15 protein-coding genes are annotated in these 18,004 nt (G+C 53.6%); all 15 read right to left on the reverse strand.

The genetic code is table 11. The features are described from left to right. Window positions 1–119: 119 nt before the first annotated feature. Complete coding sequence (locus L855_RS18125) at window positions 120–704, reverse strand: pentapeptide repeat-containing protein (RefSeq protein ID WP_159790374.1); 585 nt, start codon at window positions 702–704, stop codon at window positions 120–122. 99 nt (window positions 705–803) lie between these two features. After that, window positions 804–1,517, reverse strand: coding sequence for a hypothetical protein (locus L855_RS18130; RefSeq protein WP_159790375.1), 714 nt, complete (start codon window positions 1,515–1,517; stop codon window positions 804–806). A gap of 150 nt (window positions 1,518–1,667) precedes the next feature. After that, on the reverse strand, window positions 1,668–2,864 hold the full coding sequence (locus tag L855_RS18135; RefSeq protein ID WP_159790376.1) for a hypothetical protein: 1,197 nt from the start codon (window positions 2,862–2,864) through the stop codon (window positions 1,668–1,670). A 428-nt stretch (window positions 2,865–3,292) separates the two neighbouring features. Then, a complete protein-coding gene (locus L855_RS18140; protein ID WP_159790377.1) occupies window positions 3,293–4,090 on the reverse strand; it encodes a DUF1822 family protein in 798 nt (265 codons plus the stop codon). Between the two features lie 125 nt (window positions 4,091–4,215). After that, the gene (locus L855_RS18145) at window positions 4,216–4,962 is read right to left on the reverse strand and encodes a hypothetical protein (protein ID WP_159790378.1); all 747 of its coding nucleotides are present in this window, start codon (window positions 4,960–4,962) and stop codon (window positions 4,216–4,218) included. A 109-nt stretch (window positions 4,963–5,071) separates the two neighbouring features. After that, complete coding sequence (locus L855_RS18150) at window positions 5,072–8,818, reverse strand: CHAT domain-containing protein (RefSeq protein ID WP_159790379.1); 3,747 nt, start codon at window positions 8,816–8,818, stop codon at window positions 5,072–5,074. Between the two features lie 168 nt (window positions 8,819–8,986). Next, window positions 8,987–9,529, reverse strand: coding sequence for a type III secretion system chaperone family protein (locus tag L855_RS18155; protein ID WP_159790380.1), 543 nt, complete (start codon window positions 9,527–9,529; stop codon window positions 8,987–8,989). A 200-nt stretch (window positions 9,530–9,729) separates the two neighbouring features. Continuing rightward, window positions 9,730–10,299 carry a hypothetical protein gene (locus L855_RS18160; RefSeq protein ID WP_159790381.1) on the reverse strand — a complete coding sequence of 190 codons (570 nt, stop codon included), beginning with the start codon at window positions 10,297–10,299 and terminating at the stop codon, window positions 9,730–9,732. Between the two features lie 311 nt (window positions 10,300–10,610). Continuing rightward, window positions 10,611–11,897 carry an MFS transporter gene (locus L855_RS18165; RefSeq protein ID WP_159790382.1) on the reverse strand — a complete coding sequence of 429 codons (1,287 nt, stop codon included), beginning with the start codon at window positions 11,895–11,897 and terminating at the stop codon, window positions 10,611–10,613. 15 nt (window positions 11,898–11,912) lie between these two features. Continuing rightward, complete coding sequence (locus L855_RS18170; protein ID WP_159790383.1) at window positions 11,913–12,125, reverse strand: hypothetical protein; 213 nt, start codon at window positions 12,123–12,125, stop codon at window positions 11,913–11,915. 287 nt (window positions 12,126–12,412) lie between these two features. Continuing rightward, a complete protein-coding gene (gene glyS, locus L855_RS18175) occupies window positions 12,413–14,563 on the reverse strand; it encodes a glycine--tRNA ligase subunit beta (RefSeq protein ID WP_159790384.1) in 2,151 nt (716 codons plus the stop codon). Between the two features lie 108 nt (window positions 14,564–14,671). Next, window positions 14,672–15,760 carry a leucine-rich repeat domain-containing protein gene (locus L855_RS18180; protein ID WP_159790385.1) on the reverse strand — a complete coding sequence of 363 codons (1,089 nt, stop codon included), beginning with the start codon at window positions 15,758–15,760 and terminating at the stop codon, window positions 14,672–14,674. Window positions 15,761–15,817: 57 nt separating this feature from the next. Beyond that, a complete protein-coding gene (locus L855_RS18185; RefSeq protein ID WP_159790386.1) occupies window positions 15,818–17,173 on the reverse strand; it encodes a UDP-N-acetylmuramoyl-tripeptide--D-alanyl-D-alanine ligase in 1,356 nt (451 codons plus the stop codon). 27 nt (window positions 17,174–17,200) lie between these two features. After that, a complete protein-coding gene (locus tag L855_RS18190) occupies window positions 17,201–17,794 on the reverse strand; it encodes a ribosomal maturation YjgA family protein (protein WP_159790387.1) in 594 nt (197 codons plus the stop codon). 71 nt (window positions 17,795–17,865) lie between these two features. Beyond that, the gene (locus tag L855_RS22320) at window positions 17,866–17,997 is read right to left on the reverse strand and encodes a hypothetical protein (protein ID WP_281349526.1); all 132 of its coding nucleotides are present in this window, start codon (window positions 17,995–17,997) and stop codon (window positions 17,866–17,868) included. Between the last annotated feature and the right edge of the window lie 7 nt (window positions 17,998–18,004).

The raw sequence follows: 18,004 nt of genomic DNA on the forward strand, positions 1-18,004 counted from the left end.
AGGCAAGAGGCAAGAGGCAAGAGGCAAGAGGAAGAACCCACCCCGCCCTTCGGGCACCCCTCCCAAGAGGGGAAAGATTTAGGGGGGGCCTCTTGGGGTCGCCAGGCTGTCAGGGGGATTTATTCGGCTTGTTGTTCTTGTTTTACGCCTGACTTAGAACGCCACCAACCTTGACGAATTACCCGACTTCCAGCCGGTAACCGCAACATATTTAAAGTCGTTGCGGCAATACGGCCTCGACCTAGATTGGCGCCTTCTAAATTGGTGTAGGAAAGATTCACATCCTGTAAGGTCGCTTTGGCTAAGTTGACCCCTCGTAAATCCGCCCAGGTGAGATTGGCACCTCGTAGATTGGCATGAGATAAATTCACTCCCTGCCCATGAACTCCGCTAAAATTACAACCGATTAAGTTGGCTTTGTAGAAATTACTTTTTGCCAAAAAAGAACCGCTAAAATTCGTCCCTTTAAGACGAGTTTCCTGAAAGTTAGCATGGAGAAGCGAACTCTGGCTAAAATCACAACTCCGTAACTCACTCTGAGTCATGACAATGTCATTTAAATCTAAACCCCGTAAATTGGCATTGGTGACTTTAATTAGATGAAAATTCTTGATTCCTTTTTCGATTTGCTTAAGGAAGTTATCAGCAGTAATCTCTCGTTTAGGTTCGTCGGATTCCAGGAGATTTTGCATGAAAGTAAACATGGGGGGAACTCCTAAATGAATGAAATAGGGAGAGGATGAAGCTCTCGCTCTCCCGACGAAATACTTACCCAATTAATCGGGGTTTTTATGCACTCTGGCTTAATCTGGAAATGACCCCCAAAATTGGGGAACCTTGCGGCTGATGTTACTGCGTAGGCGAGGGATTAAATCCGCAGCGGTGAACTGTAAATCATCGATCGCCGTCTCTAAGGCCGCCAGTTCGAGTTCAGAGAGTTGAGGATTGGAGGTGTGGCGTAGCAGCCGTTGGAGAACTGGGGGGCGGAATTTCTCGGTGATGGCGGCGAGGCGATAACGGAGGTCGTTGACGCGCTTGATGGTGTCGCAATAGCAGGAGGCGAATCCCTCCTCCACGCCGGGTTCTCGGGGATCGGGATGTTGGCGGGCCATGGCCATCAGGAGGTCGATGGGTTCCATGAGCGATCGCACTGATTCCCGTAACTTCAACTTGTCCTCTAAACGGGGATTTTGACCCGATAGCACCCCCTTGCTGAATGAATCAAATGCTCGGGCTAGTTCGGCGATATTGGCGTTTAATGTGGTCTCGACCTCATTTAAATCATTTAAGAGAACTTGCGCCTGTGTGGGGCTAATCAGTTGGCGACGATACGCTAGACGGACAATTTCAGCAATTTGGGGAATTGCGTCATAGTCTCCCGTTTCCCGGGCCTGTTGGCCATAGCGACGGAGAAGGGTGCGATCGCTGGCTGGGTGACGACGGGGGGACTCCAGAGGGGTAAGATGGGGAGGCGTCACCCGGAGCGGCGTTTGAGTGGGGTTGTGAGGAGCTTGCATAGGGATAACCTTTCGATCACTCATAGGATTGAGGGACTGGCGATCGCCCCCTGAAGCGAGGGTAGAAATGGTAGAAATGGTAGAAGCGTTAGAGATGGCGATCGCCGATCTGTTGGCATAACCCAGCAGACGCTAGGATTTATGCAAAACTCAGGAATTTTCTCCAGAACCGTCATCCGCCGCACGAATCCAAGCCTCAACTTGCGCCTGAATCGCCTCACTCACCCACTCATCGCGGGAGATCTGCACATCCTGGCGTTGTGCATGGGCCAGGGTTAGCCAGCAGGCGATCCCACTGGTGACGACGGAGAGGAGGAAAAAGAACAGGGGAAAGCCTAAACTGGCCACATCCAAACTGAGGACTTTCTGATAGAGACTCACCACCGCCAAGCGGACAATTTCCGTCCCCGATTTCAACTCATAGTCATCATCAAAATGACGCGCAAATGCTCCCGGTAGATGCTGTTGCAGGAACAAAACATCATCCCCAAGTTGCTGACGCTGAGCCAGTTTTTCCCCCCAGGCCTGCTGGGCCTCCTCCTTAATCACTTGCGCCTGGCGTTCCAGGCGGAAGACTCGTTGTTGCAAGGGGAGATTTTCCAGGGGAACCTGACTCCAATCGCGATCGCGTTCGGCCCAAGTTCCATAGAGTTGCACATGGAGGGTATCCCAATTGGGGTTCTCCCGAGGAATCCCCACCAACTCCCCTTGTAACTGCTGAAATTCCTGCTGTGCGGCTTCCAAGGCTTCACTGGTGGCGGGAATGGCTTGCAAGTTCTCCGTTTGGCGTTCAATTTCCTCCTGGGCCTTCAACTCCGCCAAATAGGGACGATTATTCATCGCCTCCATCCCCACCCCAGCCGCAAAGGATTGCAGTACACTCATCGCAATCATCGCCGCCGCGCCAGCCTTGGCCCAGCTTTGGTTCCCGTACTTGCGGCCCGCCACGGCGGTTCCGTTGTCGTTGGTGAACTTAATCAGCAACAGATTGAGAGTTAAACTGGCCAAAATGGCGGCGACTCCTGCGAAGTCTTTGAAGGCGAAGAAGAGTAGGGGTTGATTGGTGATGGCGTTGAAGAGACTGGCAACACTAATCACCCGCGCCGTGAGGTTAGAATGCTCTTGTAACTCTGGGGTGACATAGACGCGGCCATGAAAGTCTTGGGGATTGGCGAAGAGGAGGTTTTGGATAAAGCGAACCGGTGAGACGACTTGCTTAAGGCGCCGTTCCCAGAGTCGAGGCGGTTGTGGGGGGTGGTTGAGTTCCGGGTGAGACTCCCGTAGGTTTTCGGCGATGTACTTGGCTTCGGTTTGGGGGTTGGGGGGTTGCGTGGATTTAAGTTCCATGGGTTACTCCAACTGGGCTTTTCAATCAGCTTGTTTTGAGTTGGCTGACATCGGAGTAACGCTTGGGAGAGGGGTTTTTATGCAGATGTTTCGGTAAATGTGGCTGGGGTTCCTGGGGTGATGCGTTCCGGCAAGTTTGAGAGGGTAGGCTGGGAGTTAAATACCCTGGAGCCGGAACACATCCTACCTGGGCTGACGTTGGTATTTTTGTTTTAGAATCATGGTAGGGTGTGTGGCGGCTTCGATCACTTTTATCCTTTAGAAACTCGCTGGAAACTGCCGCCACGCACCGAGGGATGTGAAAACCTAATCGGGGCTTGATGGAGCGATGCGTTCCGGCAAGTTCGAGAGGATTGGTTAGGGTTTAAATACCCTGGAGCCGGAACACATCCTACCGTTGGTTATCGATTTTATTGGGGAAACATACCCTAATCTAAATCCTCTCTTAAAGATTGAAACAGGCGTTTGAGAATTTCTCGTAACTCCAGGCGATCGCCCGCCTCAGAATCGTCCTCCTTAAAGGCTAACTCCCGGTTAACCGCCGTTCCTCCCGATTCAGCAATCAATCGTTCCAACTGTTGCGCCGCTGTCTCCACTTGACGCCGTTCCTTAGTTTGTAATAATAAAGCACTCTCCAACTGGGCGATCGCCGCTAAGCGTTGTTCCTCGGACCAAATTCCATGGCGTTCCCAGTACCCCTGCAATTCCGAGAGTCGAGACTCCTCCACCAGAGACTCTACATCCGCCAACACATCAATCAGACGTTCTCGGCTGAGAAGTTTCTCCCGTTTTATCGTCAGTTTCGGGGATTTCAGCCGTAATGCTGGGACAAATCCCACAATCGTTCCCCAAGTTTGTTCAGGATTCACCTCCACCGCAATATAAGCCAGGCGATCGCCCACCACGGCTTCGGGAATCTGTAACTCCTCCGCCTCAGGGGGGAGGATGAGACATTCAACGGTTCCCAACTCATCCCCCTCTATCGAGTAAATCTCTAACTCCGCAAACTCCGTCAAGAGAGATAAGGTTGGATTCCAGGCGCTACTCTCTTCAATCTCACAGACAAAGCCAAAGCGACGCAGATATCGTCCCACCACCCAGGCGGCGATCGCCCGTTGATGACTCGTCTCTATCGTCTCCTCGGGGAACGATTGAGTCAACGCTCTTAAACGCTGTTTCACACGCTGAGGAATGGCGACCAATTGTCCGAATTGTTGTGTATTCATGGTGTGTTTTGTCCTAATAAACTGAGCAAAAACGGTTAAGCTTGTGTTGACCTTAAGTGATTAACAGTGAATCATTAAAATTATATGCAAACTACCGCAAAAATCTTGATGATTCAAGCTAACCACTAATCCAGCCAATCCTGCATCTTAGCTAAAAGAGGTTTGAGTTTTCTTGACCAGGCTGAGTTCATCACTCCCTCTGGCAGTTTAAACGTCATTGCTAAGGACTTACACGTCCATGTTTCTCCATTGATTGTCTGTTTTACAATTTCCAAAAACACCATCTGCGCAGTGATTGGCGGTCGTGGATTTTTTCGGACGCAAGTTGTCTGGTAAACTTCTTCACAATCCTCTTCGATGACAGTTTTGATTTTTACCAGCAACTCATCCATCGATTGTCGCTTAGCTGGTACTGCAAAATCATCCATATCCTTGGGTTTACCTGTTTTATAATCAATGGGAGTGACATGGCGTTGCGGCTGGATTTTCAACAACCCCTTATACTTCTTTTCGCAAGTCTTATTCCAGAGCGTAATCGGACTGCCATCGCCTTTGTCGGGGTCATAGGCTTTGTCCTCAGTCCGTTTCTTGCCGCGAATTTCACCGTGAACCTTGCGTTCCAAATAATCCCAAGCTTGGAAACAAGCCTCCTCATAAAGAAGCTGATTCATCTCTGACTCGGGCTTAGGTTTCCAGAATAACTCTGACGGGGCGGCTAACGTCCGTCGGATGCCCTCTAGTCGTAGCTGTCGGCGTTTTTTGGGGTTGGGTTCCCGCAACGCTTGGCGAAAAATCTCTTTCAATTCTTCATGGATGGGATGTTTCTCACACATTGGAACCTTCCACAACTGCTGATGTTTCTGATACTCCATGATAATCACCTCGACGTTACAAATGGGTCAAATTCAAGTCAATCAAATGAGGATATCGCCCTGTGCCGGGAGAGGGAACCCACAAGAGGATGCCCCAACATGAGTTTCTTTAGCCCAAGCCATAACAGCCCAACCCCGCCCAATGCACAGGATGTTCAAAGGGATACTCCTTCTTCACCAACTCATCAATCCAGGACATCGCATCCCCCGCCCGCATCGTCAATTTCTGGATGAATTTGGGGTCACAATCCGGCAAATCCTCCAAACGGTCTAATTCCGCCTCCAACAGCTCTCGTAACTCCTCCGCATAGCGTTCCTCAAACTCCTCCCCCGTCATCTCCCGCATCAATCGCTGCGCCCGCTGCAACGCCACCACCCGAGACAAGCCCCGATGACGTTGCTGGTGATACAACCCCGACAACAACGCCGCCGACAAATCATAAATCGACCATTGACTGGCAATCACCCCCCGCGCCCCGGCACAGAGAAAGCCCGTACTCACCGCCACCGGCTCATCCAAGGTACTCTTGGGCAGAAATAACCCCGTCTCACAACAGGAGAGATAGACCTCCTCCAACTCGGGAAAACGCCAAGCCGGAGAAAACAGTTGACTGACCGTAATCGTGCCATCACTGAGTTTTAACCCCGACTCCAGGGGATTATCCCAGCGACTTTGGGCGTGGTGACTGCTGACGAGGCAATTACTCCCCTCCAACAAGTGGCGGTAAGCCGTCGTCTTGGCCTGCGCCCCAATCAGCCGCCGTTGCGACTCAATCTCAAACAAGTGCGCCACCGTCGCCCCCTCAAAGGAACTGAAGGGTAAATCATCCGTGGCATTTTCCACCGTTCCATACTGGCGCTGACTCACCAACTCCCGACGCTGACAGAAGCCGAGAACTTGCAGACTGGGGGCGTAGCGGAGGCGGAAGCGGTCCCCCAGATATCCCTGCTTCAGGGGTAAGGCGGCGAAGGGGATTTGATGCAGAAACAGATGGGGAACCAACACCAGTTCCTCAATTCCTTGGAGATGTTCCTCGATGAGGTCGTTGAGGTGCAGCCGTTGCGCCAGTTCCCCGAGAGTGGCCGGCATTTTGGCAAGCCATTGGGTTTTATCCAGGAGATAAAGGGCAGCCCAAGTCTCCCGTAGCCAGAGTTGTAGGGATTTGTAGCCCTGTCCCTGGCAGGTGAAACAACGGGGCTGAGACTCCCCTGAACGGAGAATCAGCAGATGAGTGTCATCATCGGTGCTATAGAAGCTGACGAGGGCGGTGTTCTCAGACAGGAGGGGTTGAAACTCCTGGAGTTTGGGGGGCTGTACCTCTCGTAAGGTGGCCACCACCTCATCGAGGTTACTGAGTTGGTCGAGAATGGCCTGTTTTTGCTGTTCGAGTTCCTGAATCTCCTGGGCGGCGGTCATTGCTGCACGGACTTGACGGGAGAGCCGCTTTTTGGGCTGGCCGTCCGGGGACGATGGCTCTTCTGGAGTCTCCGTGGAGGTGGTGGCGACGTTCTGACGACGTTGAGCAATTTCTTGGTCCAGTTGGTCCAGTTGGTGCAGCCAGTCCTGAACCGCTGCGGGAATCTCCCCCTTCTGGTAGAGGTCTGCGGTAGCCATCAAATCCACTAAACGCTTGGCCCGGACTCGTTCGACAATTTCCAGGGCGCTGCTGAAGTCCTGGAGATTGATGGCCGCTTGGATGGCGTTTTCGTAGACGTAGATAGATTTCTGCACAATCTGCTGGCGACGCTCTTCACTGAGGGCAAAACGGCGCGATTGTTCAATGGCTTCGATGGCAGTTTGGTATTGAGTTAACGCCTGTTGCCAGTTTCCTTCCCCAAATTCCAAGTTGCCCCAGTTGCGCGCGGTTTGTAGGCAATCTAGGGGGAACAGTTGCGGCGTTCTGACGCTGAGGGCGTCGTGATAGCACGCGATGGCCTGTTGCAGGTTCCCCGCGCGATCGCCCGTGGGCAAATTCTTGTAGGCATTCCCCAGGTTATTTTGGGTCGTTGCCCATTGTAAGGGTGCCGTCTCGCGGGTCCAGACGGTGAGGGCGTCGTGATAGCACGCGATGGCCTGTTGCAGGTTCCCCGCGCGATCGCCCGTGGGCAAATTCTTGTAGGCATTCCCCAGGTTATTTTGGGTCGTTGCCCATTGTAAGGGTGCCGTCTCGCGGGTCCAGACGGTGAGGGCGTCGTGATAGCACGCGATGGCCTGTTGCAGGTTCCCCGCGCGATCGCCCGTGGGCAAATTCTTGTAGGCATTCCCCAGGTTATTTTGGGTCGTTGCCCATTGTAAGGGTGCCGTCTCGCGGGTCCAGACGGTGAGGGCGTCGTGATAGCACGCGATGGCCTGTTGCAGGTTCCCCGCGCGATCGCCCGTGGGCAAATTCTTGTAGGCATTCCCCAGGTTATTTTGGGTCGTTGCCCATTCTAAGGGTGCGCTCTTGGGAGTCCAGAAGCGCAGGGCGTTGGTATAGCAGCCGATGGCCTGTTCCAGGTTCCCCGCGCGATCGCCCGTGGGCAAGTTCTTATAGGCATTCCCCAGGTTATTTTGGGTGGTTGCCCATTGTAAGGGTGCGCGCTCGGGAGTCCGGAAGCGCAGGGCGTTGGTATAGCAGCCGATGGCTTGTTGCAGGTTCTCGGCGCGATCGCCCGTGGGCAAGTCCGAGTAGGCAGCCCCCAGGTTATTTTGGGTCGTTGCCCATTCTAAGGGTGCGCTCTTGGGAGTCCAGAAGCGCAGGGCGTTGGTATAGCAGCCGATGGCCTGTTGCAGGTTCTCGGCGCGATCGCCCCTGGGCAGTTGCCAGTAGGCTAAACCCAGGTTATTTTGGGTCATCGCCCATTGTAAGGGTGCGCTCTCGGGAGTCAAGAAGCGCAGGGCGTTGGTATAGCAGCCGATGGCTTGTTGCAGGTTCTCGGCGCGATCGCCCGTGGGCAAGTCCGAGTAGGCAGTCCCCAGGTTATTTTGGGTCATTGCCCAATCTAAGGGTGTCGTCTCGGGAGTCCGGAAGCGCAGGGCGTTGGTATAGCAGCCGATGGCTTGTTGCAGGTTCTCGGCGCGATCGCCCGTGGGCAAGTCCGAGTAGGCATTCCCCAGGTTATTTTGGGTTTGCGCCCATTTGTCGGGAAGGCGATCATAAGGTCGGGCGTCCAGGACAATTTCATAGAGTAGAATCGCCATGGCGACATTCTGCTCTCGACGACCTCGGGGATAATTTTGCAGACTAATAGCGAGATTTTCAATCACCCCCACCAAGCCATCCAGCCTCTCTTGATCGGCTGATTCCGCCGCCTGCCGAAGAAATTGTTGGGCAGCCTCGGCTAAGTTGGGGTCAACTCCTCCTCCCCGTTGATCCAATTCCCCATACACCGCCTCAGCACCCCCGCTCATTTCGGCTTGCAGTAAAATACGCAGAAGTGGCAGTGCGTCAGTCTTAGGGGCGACAGTCCCGGTTTGCAACACCCGTTGCACCTGTTCCCGTCCCTGTTGGGCAATCTGCAAGCATCCCTGCAAGGTGCGCCAAAACTGCCGTGAACTGAGTTCCACATCGTCCAGGGTCAAATCCGCTTCTAAGCGTACTTCCCCATCCTCTGGGTCTCGTTGCCAACGCACCAGTTTATCCTGTTGCCATCCTAGATGCAGTAAGCATTCCAACGCGGCTTCGTAGTGGGGATGGTCTGAGGGGAGGGTCAACAGTTGCGGCAGAATTATCTTGACAAATTCGCCATCTTCCTCTAGGGAAATCAAAACCGTCAATCCCTGCCGCTGTACCTGAAGCTGTTGTGTTTGAGCATCAGCCTGGTAGTCCCAGTTTCGCTGTTCTAGAAACTGACAAAGTTGTTGAAATTGCATCATGATTGTGGTGCCAATGAAGGGTTATAAACTAAGGGAGAGGTTCCAAATCCCCTCCTGGGAGGGGTGCCCGTAGGGCGGGGTGGGTCTTCGGGGTGGTTGTCCTCAGGCCGAACACTGTGAACCCACCCCTAGCCCCTCCCAGGAGGGGAGGAGACACCCGGTCTCTGGTCAAGTCTCTGGGTCACTCAACTGTTGCAATTGCGCCCCCAGTTCTCCGAGGAGTTCCTCCGGCAGCATCTCCCGTAACGCCGCCAGCAACTGCGCCTCGACCCCCACTCGTCCGGGGTCCTCTCCCGTGGCCAGCACCTGCTTCAGCCGCGTCATCCCCTCCTCGGTCAACTGAATCAACCCCGACAAGAGACGATTAAACTGTTTCTCGGTCACCCGACCATCTTCCACGGCAATTCCGGTACTGCTGCGCACTTCTCCATCACTGGGGTCATATTCCCAGCGCAATAACGTCACCTCCCAGGCCATGGCTAACATGGTCTGAAAGGCAACACCTTTATAATGATGGTCTTTGAGATAAAGCAGTTGTGGGGCAAAGAGGCTGAGATACTTCCCCTCCTCCTGCACGGCAATCACAATCACAAATTGCTCGACCACATCGGAGTTCACGGCGGTTATGATGCGGTTCTTGTCGGCTTGCAGGTCATAACGCCAGTCTCGATGGTCGAGAAACTGGGCAATTTGCTCGATTTGGATGGTCATCAGCGTCCCTCCTGGGTGGCGTTCTATCGTCTTAACGCTGGGGAGGGAGGTTTTTATGCAAACTTGGAAAACTTTTTTTTGACAGACTTCTGATGTGCTTGAGAGAGCTTGAGAGAGCTTGAGAGACTTGCCTGAGAGACTTGCCTGAGAGACCGAGTGTCTTCAAGACACCCGGTCTCTGATGTTTGAGCCATCCGACCCTAGAGGTTCAGGGCCGCTTGAATCGCCTGGTTGTGGATGTGGAGAGACTTCGCCAGTAAATCTTGGGCCGCTCTCAGGTTGAGAGGCTGAGTACGTTGGTGGTTAATAGCCGCTATCCCCAGGTAATAGCCATCTAACGCCATCTGCCAATCCCCCTGCTCAAATCCCAAATCTCCTAAGGCTAAGGCCATGTTGAGACAGTCCCCAGGGACCTGTTGGGGACGAAATATCTCTAGGGCGATTCGGTAACAGATGGCCGCCCAGCCTCGATGCTGGGAGGGGGACTCCCCTAATTGGGCTTGGCGTTGGTAGGCGTTGCCCAAATGATAAAGGGTTTGGCCATAGTCGTCCTGTGGCCAGGGTGGATTATCCTTCGACCCCTCAATAACCTCTATCAGTTGCCCGTTCAACCATTGGGGTTGGGCGGCCATCTGCTGCCACAGGGCCTCGTCGCCTCCATCTTGATAGGTGCGAATGAAGTGGTTGAGAATGTTCCAGGCTTCTGGATTGTTCAGGGAAAGGTTAAGGGGTTTGACGGTTTGGAGTTGGGGACGTGGGTTACATTGCATGATGGGAATGGGGAGTAGGGAACAGGGAACAGGGAACAGGGAACAGGGAATAGGGGGGAAGAAGGCAATAGGCAGTAGGCAGTAGGCAGTAGGCAGTAGGGAGGTTCTCCCCTTCTGGGAGGGGTTAGGGGTGGGTTCTTCCTCAGAATGGGTCGCCTTCTTCCACCTGTTGATTCCTTCGTGGGTTTGCTGAATTAACCCGGACAGGAGTGTGGGTCGCGTCTAGTTCATTAACGCTGGGGAGACGGTATTTTAGGCACAAGGGCTGGGATGCCTGGAAATTGGCGGTTTCGGTCTGGGCTGGGTTGGGGTTACGGGGAGGTTTCCAACAGCCGGGAGGGGGTCAGGAGTAGGATGACTGCTACCAGGAAGGGGGGTAACGCCGTTAAGGCTAAGACGGGTCCGTAACTGCCGAAGTGGTCTAACCCTAGGGCGAAGGAGACGGGTCCGGTGGCGGTGCCGATGACGGCTAGGGTGGTGGCAAAGCCGGTGATACTGCCGAGGTGAGAGCGCCCAAAGTAGTAGGCGTAAACCCCCGACTTCAAGACTCCGTTCATGCCCTCCATTAAGCCCAATAGCCCGCCGTAGAGTAGCATTCCTTCGGCGGTGGTGACGCGCACGGCGAGGAATAAGGCACTACAGAGTAGCAGCAACATGGTGGCCATGAGAAATCGCGGTGAGATGCGATCGAGTAATAGGCCTGTGACTAGGTTGGCCAGGGCGGTTACGACTCCGAAGGGGACAAAGACCATGGCCGCCACAGACCGTTCAATCCCTGCACTGGCCATAATCGAGTAGTGGTGGAAGATTAGGCCGGTGATTAACATGGCGACGCAGATACTCCCGGCGGTGAAAATCCAAAAGGTGAGGGTGCGGCGGGCGGCGGGCAGGGTATAGTTGACTTCGCTGAGGGCGACGGTGTTTTCTCCGTGATGCTTTCCGTCGGGTTGTAGGCCGTAGCGTTCGGGTTGGTCGCGGTAGAGGAGCGCCCCCAGGGGTAGGATGGTCAGGGCGACGACTGCCCCTAAGCTGGCGTAGGCGAGTCGCCAGCCGAGTTGATTGATTAGGCGTTCGATGATGAGGGGAAATACGCCAATTCCCAGGGCTAGGCCAATTCCTGAGATGCTGAGGGCGAAGCCTCGGCGACGGACGAACCACAGGTTGATGACGTTGAGGCTAACGAGGGCTAAGGCCCCTTGTCCTAAGCTGCGGATGGCGATGAAGCCGAAGGCCAACATGATGATGTTGCCCACTAGCCCCATGTAAACGCAGGCTAGGGCGAAGAGACTGGCGATGACGATGACGGCTTTGCGGGGGCCCGCACGGTCGATGAAGCGTCCGACTCCGGGCAGAAAAAAGGAACCGCTGACGGTTCCGAGGAGGTAGAGAAATGAGACGAGCGATCGCGATAGGTCGAGATCGAGGATAATTTTGTCGAGAAATACGGATACGCCGACGGTTTGACCGGGAATGGTCATTAGCATCCCCAAACTTCCGGCGAGGAGAATTAGCCAACCGTAGTAGATGGGGGAGGCGGCGATGAGGCGACTGTGTTGGATAGTCGGTTCAACGGGTGGGTTGGAGGGGTTCTCGGACAAGGGACTCTGATAATTCTATGCGGCAACCATCAGGTTTGATAGTACCGTGAATTGGCGGGAGGCTTCTCGTTGGATTTTTCCCCGTTCTACTGCGGACTGGAGACGTTGCAATGCGTCTAAATCTGTGGGGCCATAGGCGCGGTGGGTTAGGACTTGGTAGATGAGTCCTTCTGACGCGACGCTTAAGCACCCTGTTTCAAATGCGGATTCAACTAATGTCGATATCATGTGTGTTGACCCTGATTACACCCTTAATGGCTCTAGTATGCCACTTTAAAACAGTGGCACAGTTGATGTTTGTCTGGGTTGGCTGTGATGGGGATCACTGACAGGGGGGTTTTTGGGGTTAGGGATGGGGCTAGAAACCGGGTTTCTTGGAGAAACTCGGTTTCTGAGTGGTGGGGTGGTTTAGGGATGGGGCTAGAAACCGGGTTTCTTGGAGAAACTCGGTTTCTGAGTGGTGGGGTGGGTTAGGGATGGGGCTAGAAACTCGGTTTCTGAGTGGTGGGGGTGGGTTAGCCGTTTTTGACGATCGCCCCGAAGTCGGCTAAGACACGGGCGTGGTTGCGTAATAACCCTAGGAGGTTGAGACGGTTGGCTTTCACGGCCTCATCCTCGGCCATCACTAACACACTATTCTCTCCGTCAAAGAACTCCCGCACGGTGGGCGCAATCTCCACTAACCCCTCAATCAGTTGGCTATAATTACGCTCCTGTTGGGCGGCTTCGGTGCGTGGTAATAGCCCCAGTAAGGCATCATAAAATCCCTGTTCGGCTGGGGATTCAAATAATTCGGGTTTAACGACAGTTTCGGGGTTCAAGTCTTGGGTCGATAATGTTCCTTTTTTGGCTAACCGTGCTGAGCGATTGACAATTTCATAAATGATGTCTAGGGTTCCGTCTTGACGGATTTTTTGCAGAAATTCGGCGCGATCGCGGGTATCCAAAACATCCGCTAAGGCCCGTTCTGCATAATCCGGGTCATCGTCTCCTAATACCCCATTCACGAGGTCATAGTCAATGCCTCGGTCATCTTGCAGGAGGGTTTGTAACCGTTGCAGGAAGAACTCTTGCAACTGTTGGAGTAACTCGGGCGAGGCTTGGGGATGGGCGGTTTTGAAGGTCTCAACGCCCTGTTGTAAGAACTGATTGAGATTGAGTTCTAACTCCGCCGCCCAGATGATGCTTACCACCGCATTGGCGGCGCGACGCAGGGCGAAGGGATCAGAGGACCCACTGGGTAATAACCCTAAGCCAAAAATGCTAACTAGGGTATCGAGGCGATCGCTCAATCCGACAAGTTGCCCGGTTAAGGTCTGGGGTAAACTATCCTCTGCACCCCGAGGTAAGTAATGCTCAAAAATTGCCCGACAAACGGCTTCATCTTCCCCACTGACGCGGGCGTATTTCTCACCCATCACCCCTTGCAGTTCTGGGAACTCATAGACCATTTGACTGACTAAATCCGCTTTACAGAGATAGCAAGCCCGCTCAATCTTAGCCTGTTCCGATTCACTCAAGTTGAGGGCTTGACTGAGCTGCTTCGCCACCGCCGTGAAGCGATCCACTTTATCTTTAACGGTTCCTAAATCTTCTTGGAAGGTGATACTTTCCAACTGAGGAACCAGGGTTTCTAGGGGCTGCTCAGAATCAGCTTTATAGAAAAACTCTCCATCTGCAAGTCTAGCCCGAATGACCCGTTCATTTCCAGCCGCAATCAGGTCGGATTTTGCTGGGTCACCGTTAGAAATAGTGATAAAATAAGGCAGGAGTTCTTGCAGGTTCTCGGTGTTGAGAACGGGGAAATAGCGTTGATGAGATACCATGACTGTGGTGATGACTTCCGGGGGCAAAATTAGGAAATCATCGTCAAATTTGCCTAGGACGGCGGTGGGATATTCCACCAATTGCACTACTTCGGCGAGTAGGTCTTCGGGGATATCAGCGGTTCCCCCTACTTCGGCGGCGCAGCGGTGAATCCCCTCGATGATGGTTTCGCGACGGCGTTGGGGGGTGACTTCTATAGAGGCGTTCCGTAAGCTGTCTAGGTAGTCGCTGGCGTTGTTAATGGAGACGGGATCGGGATGGAGAACGCGATGGCCGGCGGAGTGGCGATCGCTCGTGACAACATCCGAACCACTGGTAATGGTTAGCGGCAACACCGTATCATCCAGTAGGGCCACTAGCCAACGAATGGGACGGGGAAACCGCACGTCGCCATCGCCCCAACGCATGAACCGTTTTCCTTCGAGTTTGAAGATCCATTGGGGGATCAGTTCCGTGAGAATCTCCGCCGTGGGCCGGCCGGAAATCTGTTTGCGGACAAAGACAAATTCTCCTTTCTCCGTATCCCGGATTTCTAAGTCCTCTAAGGATACCTCTTGTTTGCGGGCGAATCCCTCGGCGGCTTTGGTGGGTTGTCCATCCTTGTAGGCGGCCCGGACTGGTGGCCCCTTGATGTCTTCGCTGCGATCGGGTTGTTGACTGGGGAGGTTATGCAGCAGAACCGCTAAACGGCGCGGGGTTCCATAAATCTCCACCGCCGCAGGTTCGATGAACGCCTCCGTGAGAGAGGTGGGGATGCGATCGCGCCATTGGGCGATCGCCCCGTCGACAAAACTGGCGGGGAGTTCTTCGGTCCCGACTTCGAGGAGAAAGGTAGGCATTATCAGCGAATCGTTAATCCTTAACAGTCAATCAGTTTACCCCGATGAGGGCAACGTCATCTAGGGAGGGCGACCACAAAGGTACGCCCCTACCGTCCAAAAAAGGTCTTACACGTCGGATTCAAATTGACAAATAGAAGGTGCCACGGGACAGGTGGAGGGGGTCACGGGGTTGTCTCGCAAAATGACCCGGACTAAGGTCGTCATCTCCCCCAACGGCGAAATGTCTAAAATCTCGTTTCCCTCAAAGTCGGCCCAGTTGAGACTGGCTAAGTCGGGGAGAGGGCTAATGTCGCTTATTTTGTTATCACGAATATACAATTCTGTCAAGGCATCCAAGGCGGATAATGGCTCGATATTGATGATTTGATTGCCACTGAGATACAACTCATTTAAACCCGTCATCCCTTGCAAGCCATTGAGGTCAGCAATTTCATTGTCATCGAGATGCAATTCATACATCTCAACGAGGGGCAGCAGGGGAGAAATATCCTCAATTTGGTTCTGATTGAGGGATAAGGTTTGCAGATTGACTAAGGAGTTGAGGGAGGAAATGTCCTCAATGTTATTGTCATTGAGAAATAAAAATCGTAATTCCCGCAAAGAATTAAGGGCAGAAATATCCTCAATTTGGTTCTCATTGAGGAACAACACCCGCAATTTTTCTAAGGACTTCAGGGGTGAAATATCCTCAATTTGATTGCGATCGAGGTTGAGAAGACGCAGATTCACCAAGGGTTCCAGGGCCGAGATATCCTCAATCTGGTTGAGACTCAGTAAGACTTCTTCCAATTGGGTCAGATTTTCCAGGGGGGAGATGTCCTCAATCTCATTGACACTCAAATCGAGGCGCGTCAGATGAGTCAGCGAGGCGAGAGGGCGTAAGTCACTGAGGGAGTGGGCGCTAAGATTGAGATCTTCAATCTCATTCAGGCGCGTTTCGGCTTCGAGACAGTCCTGGCGATCGGCGCGACGTAACATCACCTCAATGGTCCGTTGCGTTGTCTCCCGAAGGCGATCGCGCTGCTGACACCATTGGGCGAACCTCTCGGGGACTTGGGCCTCGGCAGAGGGGATAGATTGCTGTTTCTGAGGGGGGGATATCTCCGCCGCCAGGACACCACCGGCGAGACAGGAGAGAGTTGTTAGGCGTAATCCCCAGTTGAGGAGTGGGTTTAGGCGATTCACAGAGGTCACGGTCTCGTTTAATAGGATATGGGCTGGATGGAGGCCAGGCGTTGGGAGACCATCAGCCTAGGCTTTCAGGCGTTGGATAATGCGATCGAGGGCGACGGAATGGGAGGCTTTGAACAAGACGCGATCGCCCTCTTGCAAGAACTCCCGCAGGCGTGAGGCTAGGGCATCATGGGCCTGGGGACTCTCCAAGTTTTCGATATCCACAAAGGAGATTCCATAGGCCCCATCTGCCATGGCTTTGGCTTCTGGGAGTTCGGCGAGGACAAACAAGGCATCTAAATTCAGTTGCTTCACCCGTTCCCCCACCTGTCGGTGAAAGTCCAGGGATTGTTCCCCTAACTCCTTCATGGTTCCTAACACGGCAATGCGACGTTGGCCCGGACTCTCTGCTAATAAGTCTAAAGAAGCCAACATCGATTCGAGTCCGGCGTTATAGGTTTCATCGAGAAACACCACATCCCCAGGGAGGAGATGTTTCTGGGCCCGGCCATTGGGAATATTTACGGCTAAGCCGTGGTTGAGGCGGTTGGTGTTGAGGTTGAGGAGGCGGGCCACGGCGATCGCCGCCAGATAATTGAGGGCGTTATGTCGGCCGGGAAGGGGGAGAGGATAGGAGATTCCCTCTAATTCCAGGGTTTGGGAATCAATCAGTTTGCCCTGTAAGTCCCCGGCGGTTAAGCCAAAGGTGACGGTTTTCCCAGACCAAACCTGGGCCGCCGTCTCGATTAACAACGTATCATCGGCATTGAGAACCGCACAGCCGGTTTGGGGCATTTCCGCCAAGAGTTCGCATTTGGCCTGGGCGATCGCCTCTCGCGATCCCAACAAACCAATATGGGCTGTTCCCACATTGGTAATTACCCCAATATCTGGGCGGGCAATATGGGTCAGTTCGGCAATTTGCCCCTTTCCCCGCATGGCCATTTCTACCACGGCATAGGTGTGATTCTCATTCAATTGCAACAGGGTTTTGGGAACACCAATTTCATTATTGAAGTTGTCTTGAGTTTTCAGGACATTGCCATGAATCCCTAACACCGCCGCAATCAGTTCCTTGGTGGTGGTTTTCCCCACCGAACCCGTCACCCCAATCACCGGAACGGCATGAGTATCCCGCCACCAGCGGCCCAACCGTTGATAGGCTGCCAGCGTATCGGGAACGACCAGTTGCGGCAGCGTCTCATCATCGAGAGGATGGTGAACCAAGACGGCGATCGCCCCCCGTTCCCGGGCCGTATAGACAAAATCATGACCATCAAACCGTTCCCCCGGCAAGGCAATAAACAAATTCCCAGGATTCACGCTGCGCGTATCGGTGGAAATCCCGGTACAAGCACGATTCAGAGATTGGTCTGAACAGCCTTTGGGGGTGGCGGCAAGGACATGGGCAAGATGCTGGAGGAAAACGCGCATAATGGTAGCAATCTGGGGATGAAACGGCTAAAAACGAGGGTTAAAAACGATGATAAGACTTTGGGGTGAGGACTTTCCGTTGCAACTGAAGAAACGGCTAAAAACGAGGGTTAAAAACGATGATAAGACTTTGGGGTGAGGACTTTCCGTTGCAACTGATGCAGGAGGAACCAACCGATCATACAACCGATACCGTAGTGCAGGAAATCCCAGAGGTCGAAGGTGGTGCAGCAGGAGGAACCAACCGATCATACAACCGATACCGTAGTGCAGGAAATCCCAGAGGTCGAAGGTGGTGCCGATGAGGAGGCGGCCGATGAAGGTGGTACGGATGGCTTCTAGGATGGGATGTTGCGAGAGTTGCGAGAACTCAATCAGACTGGTGAGGAGAAATACGATGATGGCGATCGCCCCGGCTGCAAGTTCTGGGAATATAAATCCCAGGAGAAACATCCCAAACATGACATAGATCATCCCCCCGGCTGAATCCTGAACCCAGGTTTCCAAGATGCCGCTATAGAACTTCGTCCCAATTCCCACAGGAATGCAGATCAACATGGCGATCGCCAGATAACGACGATAGCGACGAATACGCTGTTGACGCGCCGTTCGGAATTTCATAGGGGAGTTTTAGCCACAAGGACTCTCTTGAGGCGATGATAGCATTAGGAGGCAAGGGGCATAACCTACCCCTACCCCTCCCAGGAGGGGATGGCAAGGGGCAAGGGGAGAACCACAGAGTCACAGAGGACACAGAGAAAGACGTAGGGGCGAACGGTGTTCGCCGAGCGATAGCCGAGGTGCTGTTCGCCCTCTCCCGGCATAACTGCC

It is taken from the genome of Sodalinema gerasimenkoae IPPAS B-353 (genome assembly GCF_009846485.1).
Classification (GTDB): domain Bacteria; phylum Cyanobacteriota; class Cyanobacteriia; order Cyanobacteriales; family Geitlerinemataceae; genus Sodalinema; species Sodalinema gerasimenkoae.

Bases quoted from the DNA above. Each gene is read 5' to 3' on its own strand.
- L855_RS18125 (WP_159790374.1), bottom strand. From the start codon at position 704: ATGTTTACTTTCATGCAAAATCTCCTGGAATCCGACGAACCTAAACGA.
- L855_RS18130 (WP_159790375.1), bottom strand. From the start codon at position 1,517: ATGCAAGCTCCTCACAACCCCACTCAAACGCCGCTCCGGGTGACGCCT.
- L855_RS18135 (WP_159790376.1), bottom strand. From the start codon at position 2,864: ATGGAACTTAAATCCACGCAACCCCCCAACCCCCAAACCGAAGCCAAG.
- L855_RS18140 (WP_159790377.1), bottom strand. From the start codon at position 4,090: ATGAATACACAACAATTCGGACAATTGGTCGCCATTCCTCAGCGTGTG.
- L855_RS18145 (WP_159790378.1), bottom strand. From the start codon at position 4,962: ATGGAGTATCAGAAACATCAGCAGTTGTGGAAGGTTCCAATGTGTGAG.
- L855_RS18150 (WP_159790379.1), bottom strand. From the start codon at position 8,818: ATGATGCAATTTCAACAACTTTGTCAGTTTCTAGAACAGCGAAACTGG.
- L855_RS18155 (WP_159790380.1), bottom strand. From the start codon at position 9,529: ATGACCATCCAAATCGAGCAAATTGCCCAGTTTCTCGACCATCGAGAC.
- L855_RS18160 (WP_159790381.1), bottom strand. From the start codon at position 10,299: ATGCAATGTAACCCACGTCCCCAACTCCAAACCGTCAAACCCCTTAAC.
- L855_RS18170 (WP_159790383.1), bottom strand. From the start codon at position 12,125: ATGATATCGACATTAGTTGAATCCGCATTTGAAACAGGGTGCTTAAGC.
- glyS (WP_159790384.1), bottom strand. From the start codon at position 14,563: ATGCCTACCTTTCTCCTCGAAGTCGGGACCGAAGAACTCCCCGCCAGT.
- L855_RS18185 (WP_159790386.1), bottom strand. From the start codon at position 17,173: ATGCGCGTTTTCCTCCAGCATCTTGCCCATGTCCTTGCCGCCACCCCC.
- L855_RS18190 (WP_159790387.1), bottom strand. From the start codon at position 17,794: ATGAAATTCCGAACGGCGCGTCAACAGCGTATTCGTCGCTATCGTCGT.
- L855_RS22320 (WP_281349526.1), bottom strand. From the start codon at position 17,997: ATGCCGGGAGAGGGCGAACAGCACCTCGGCTATCGCTCGGCGAACACC.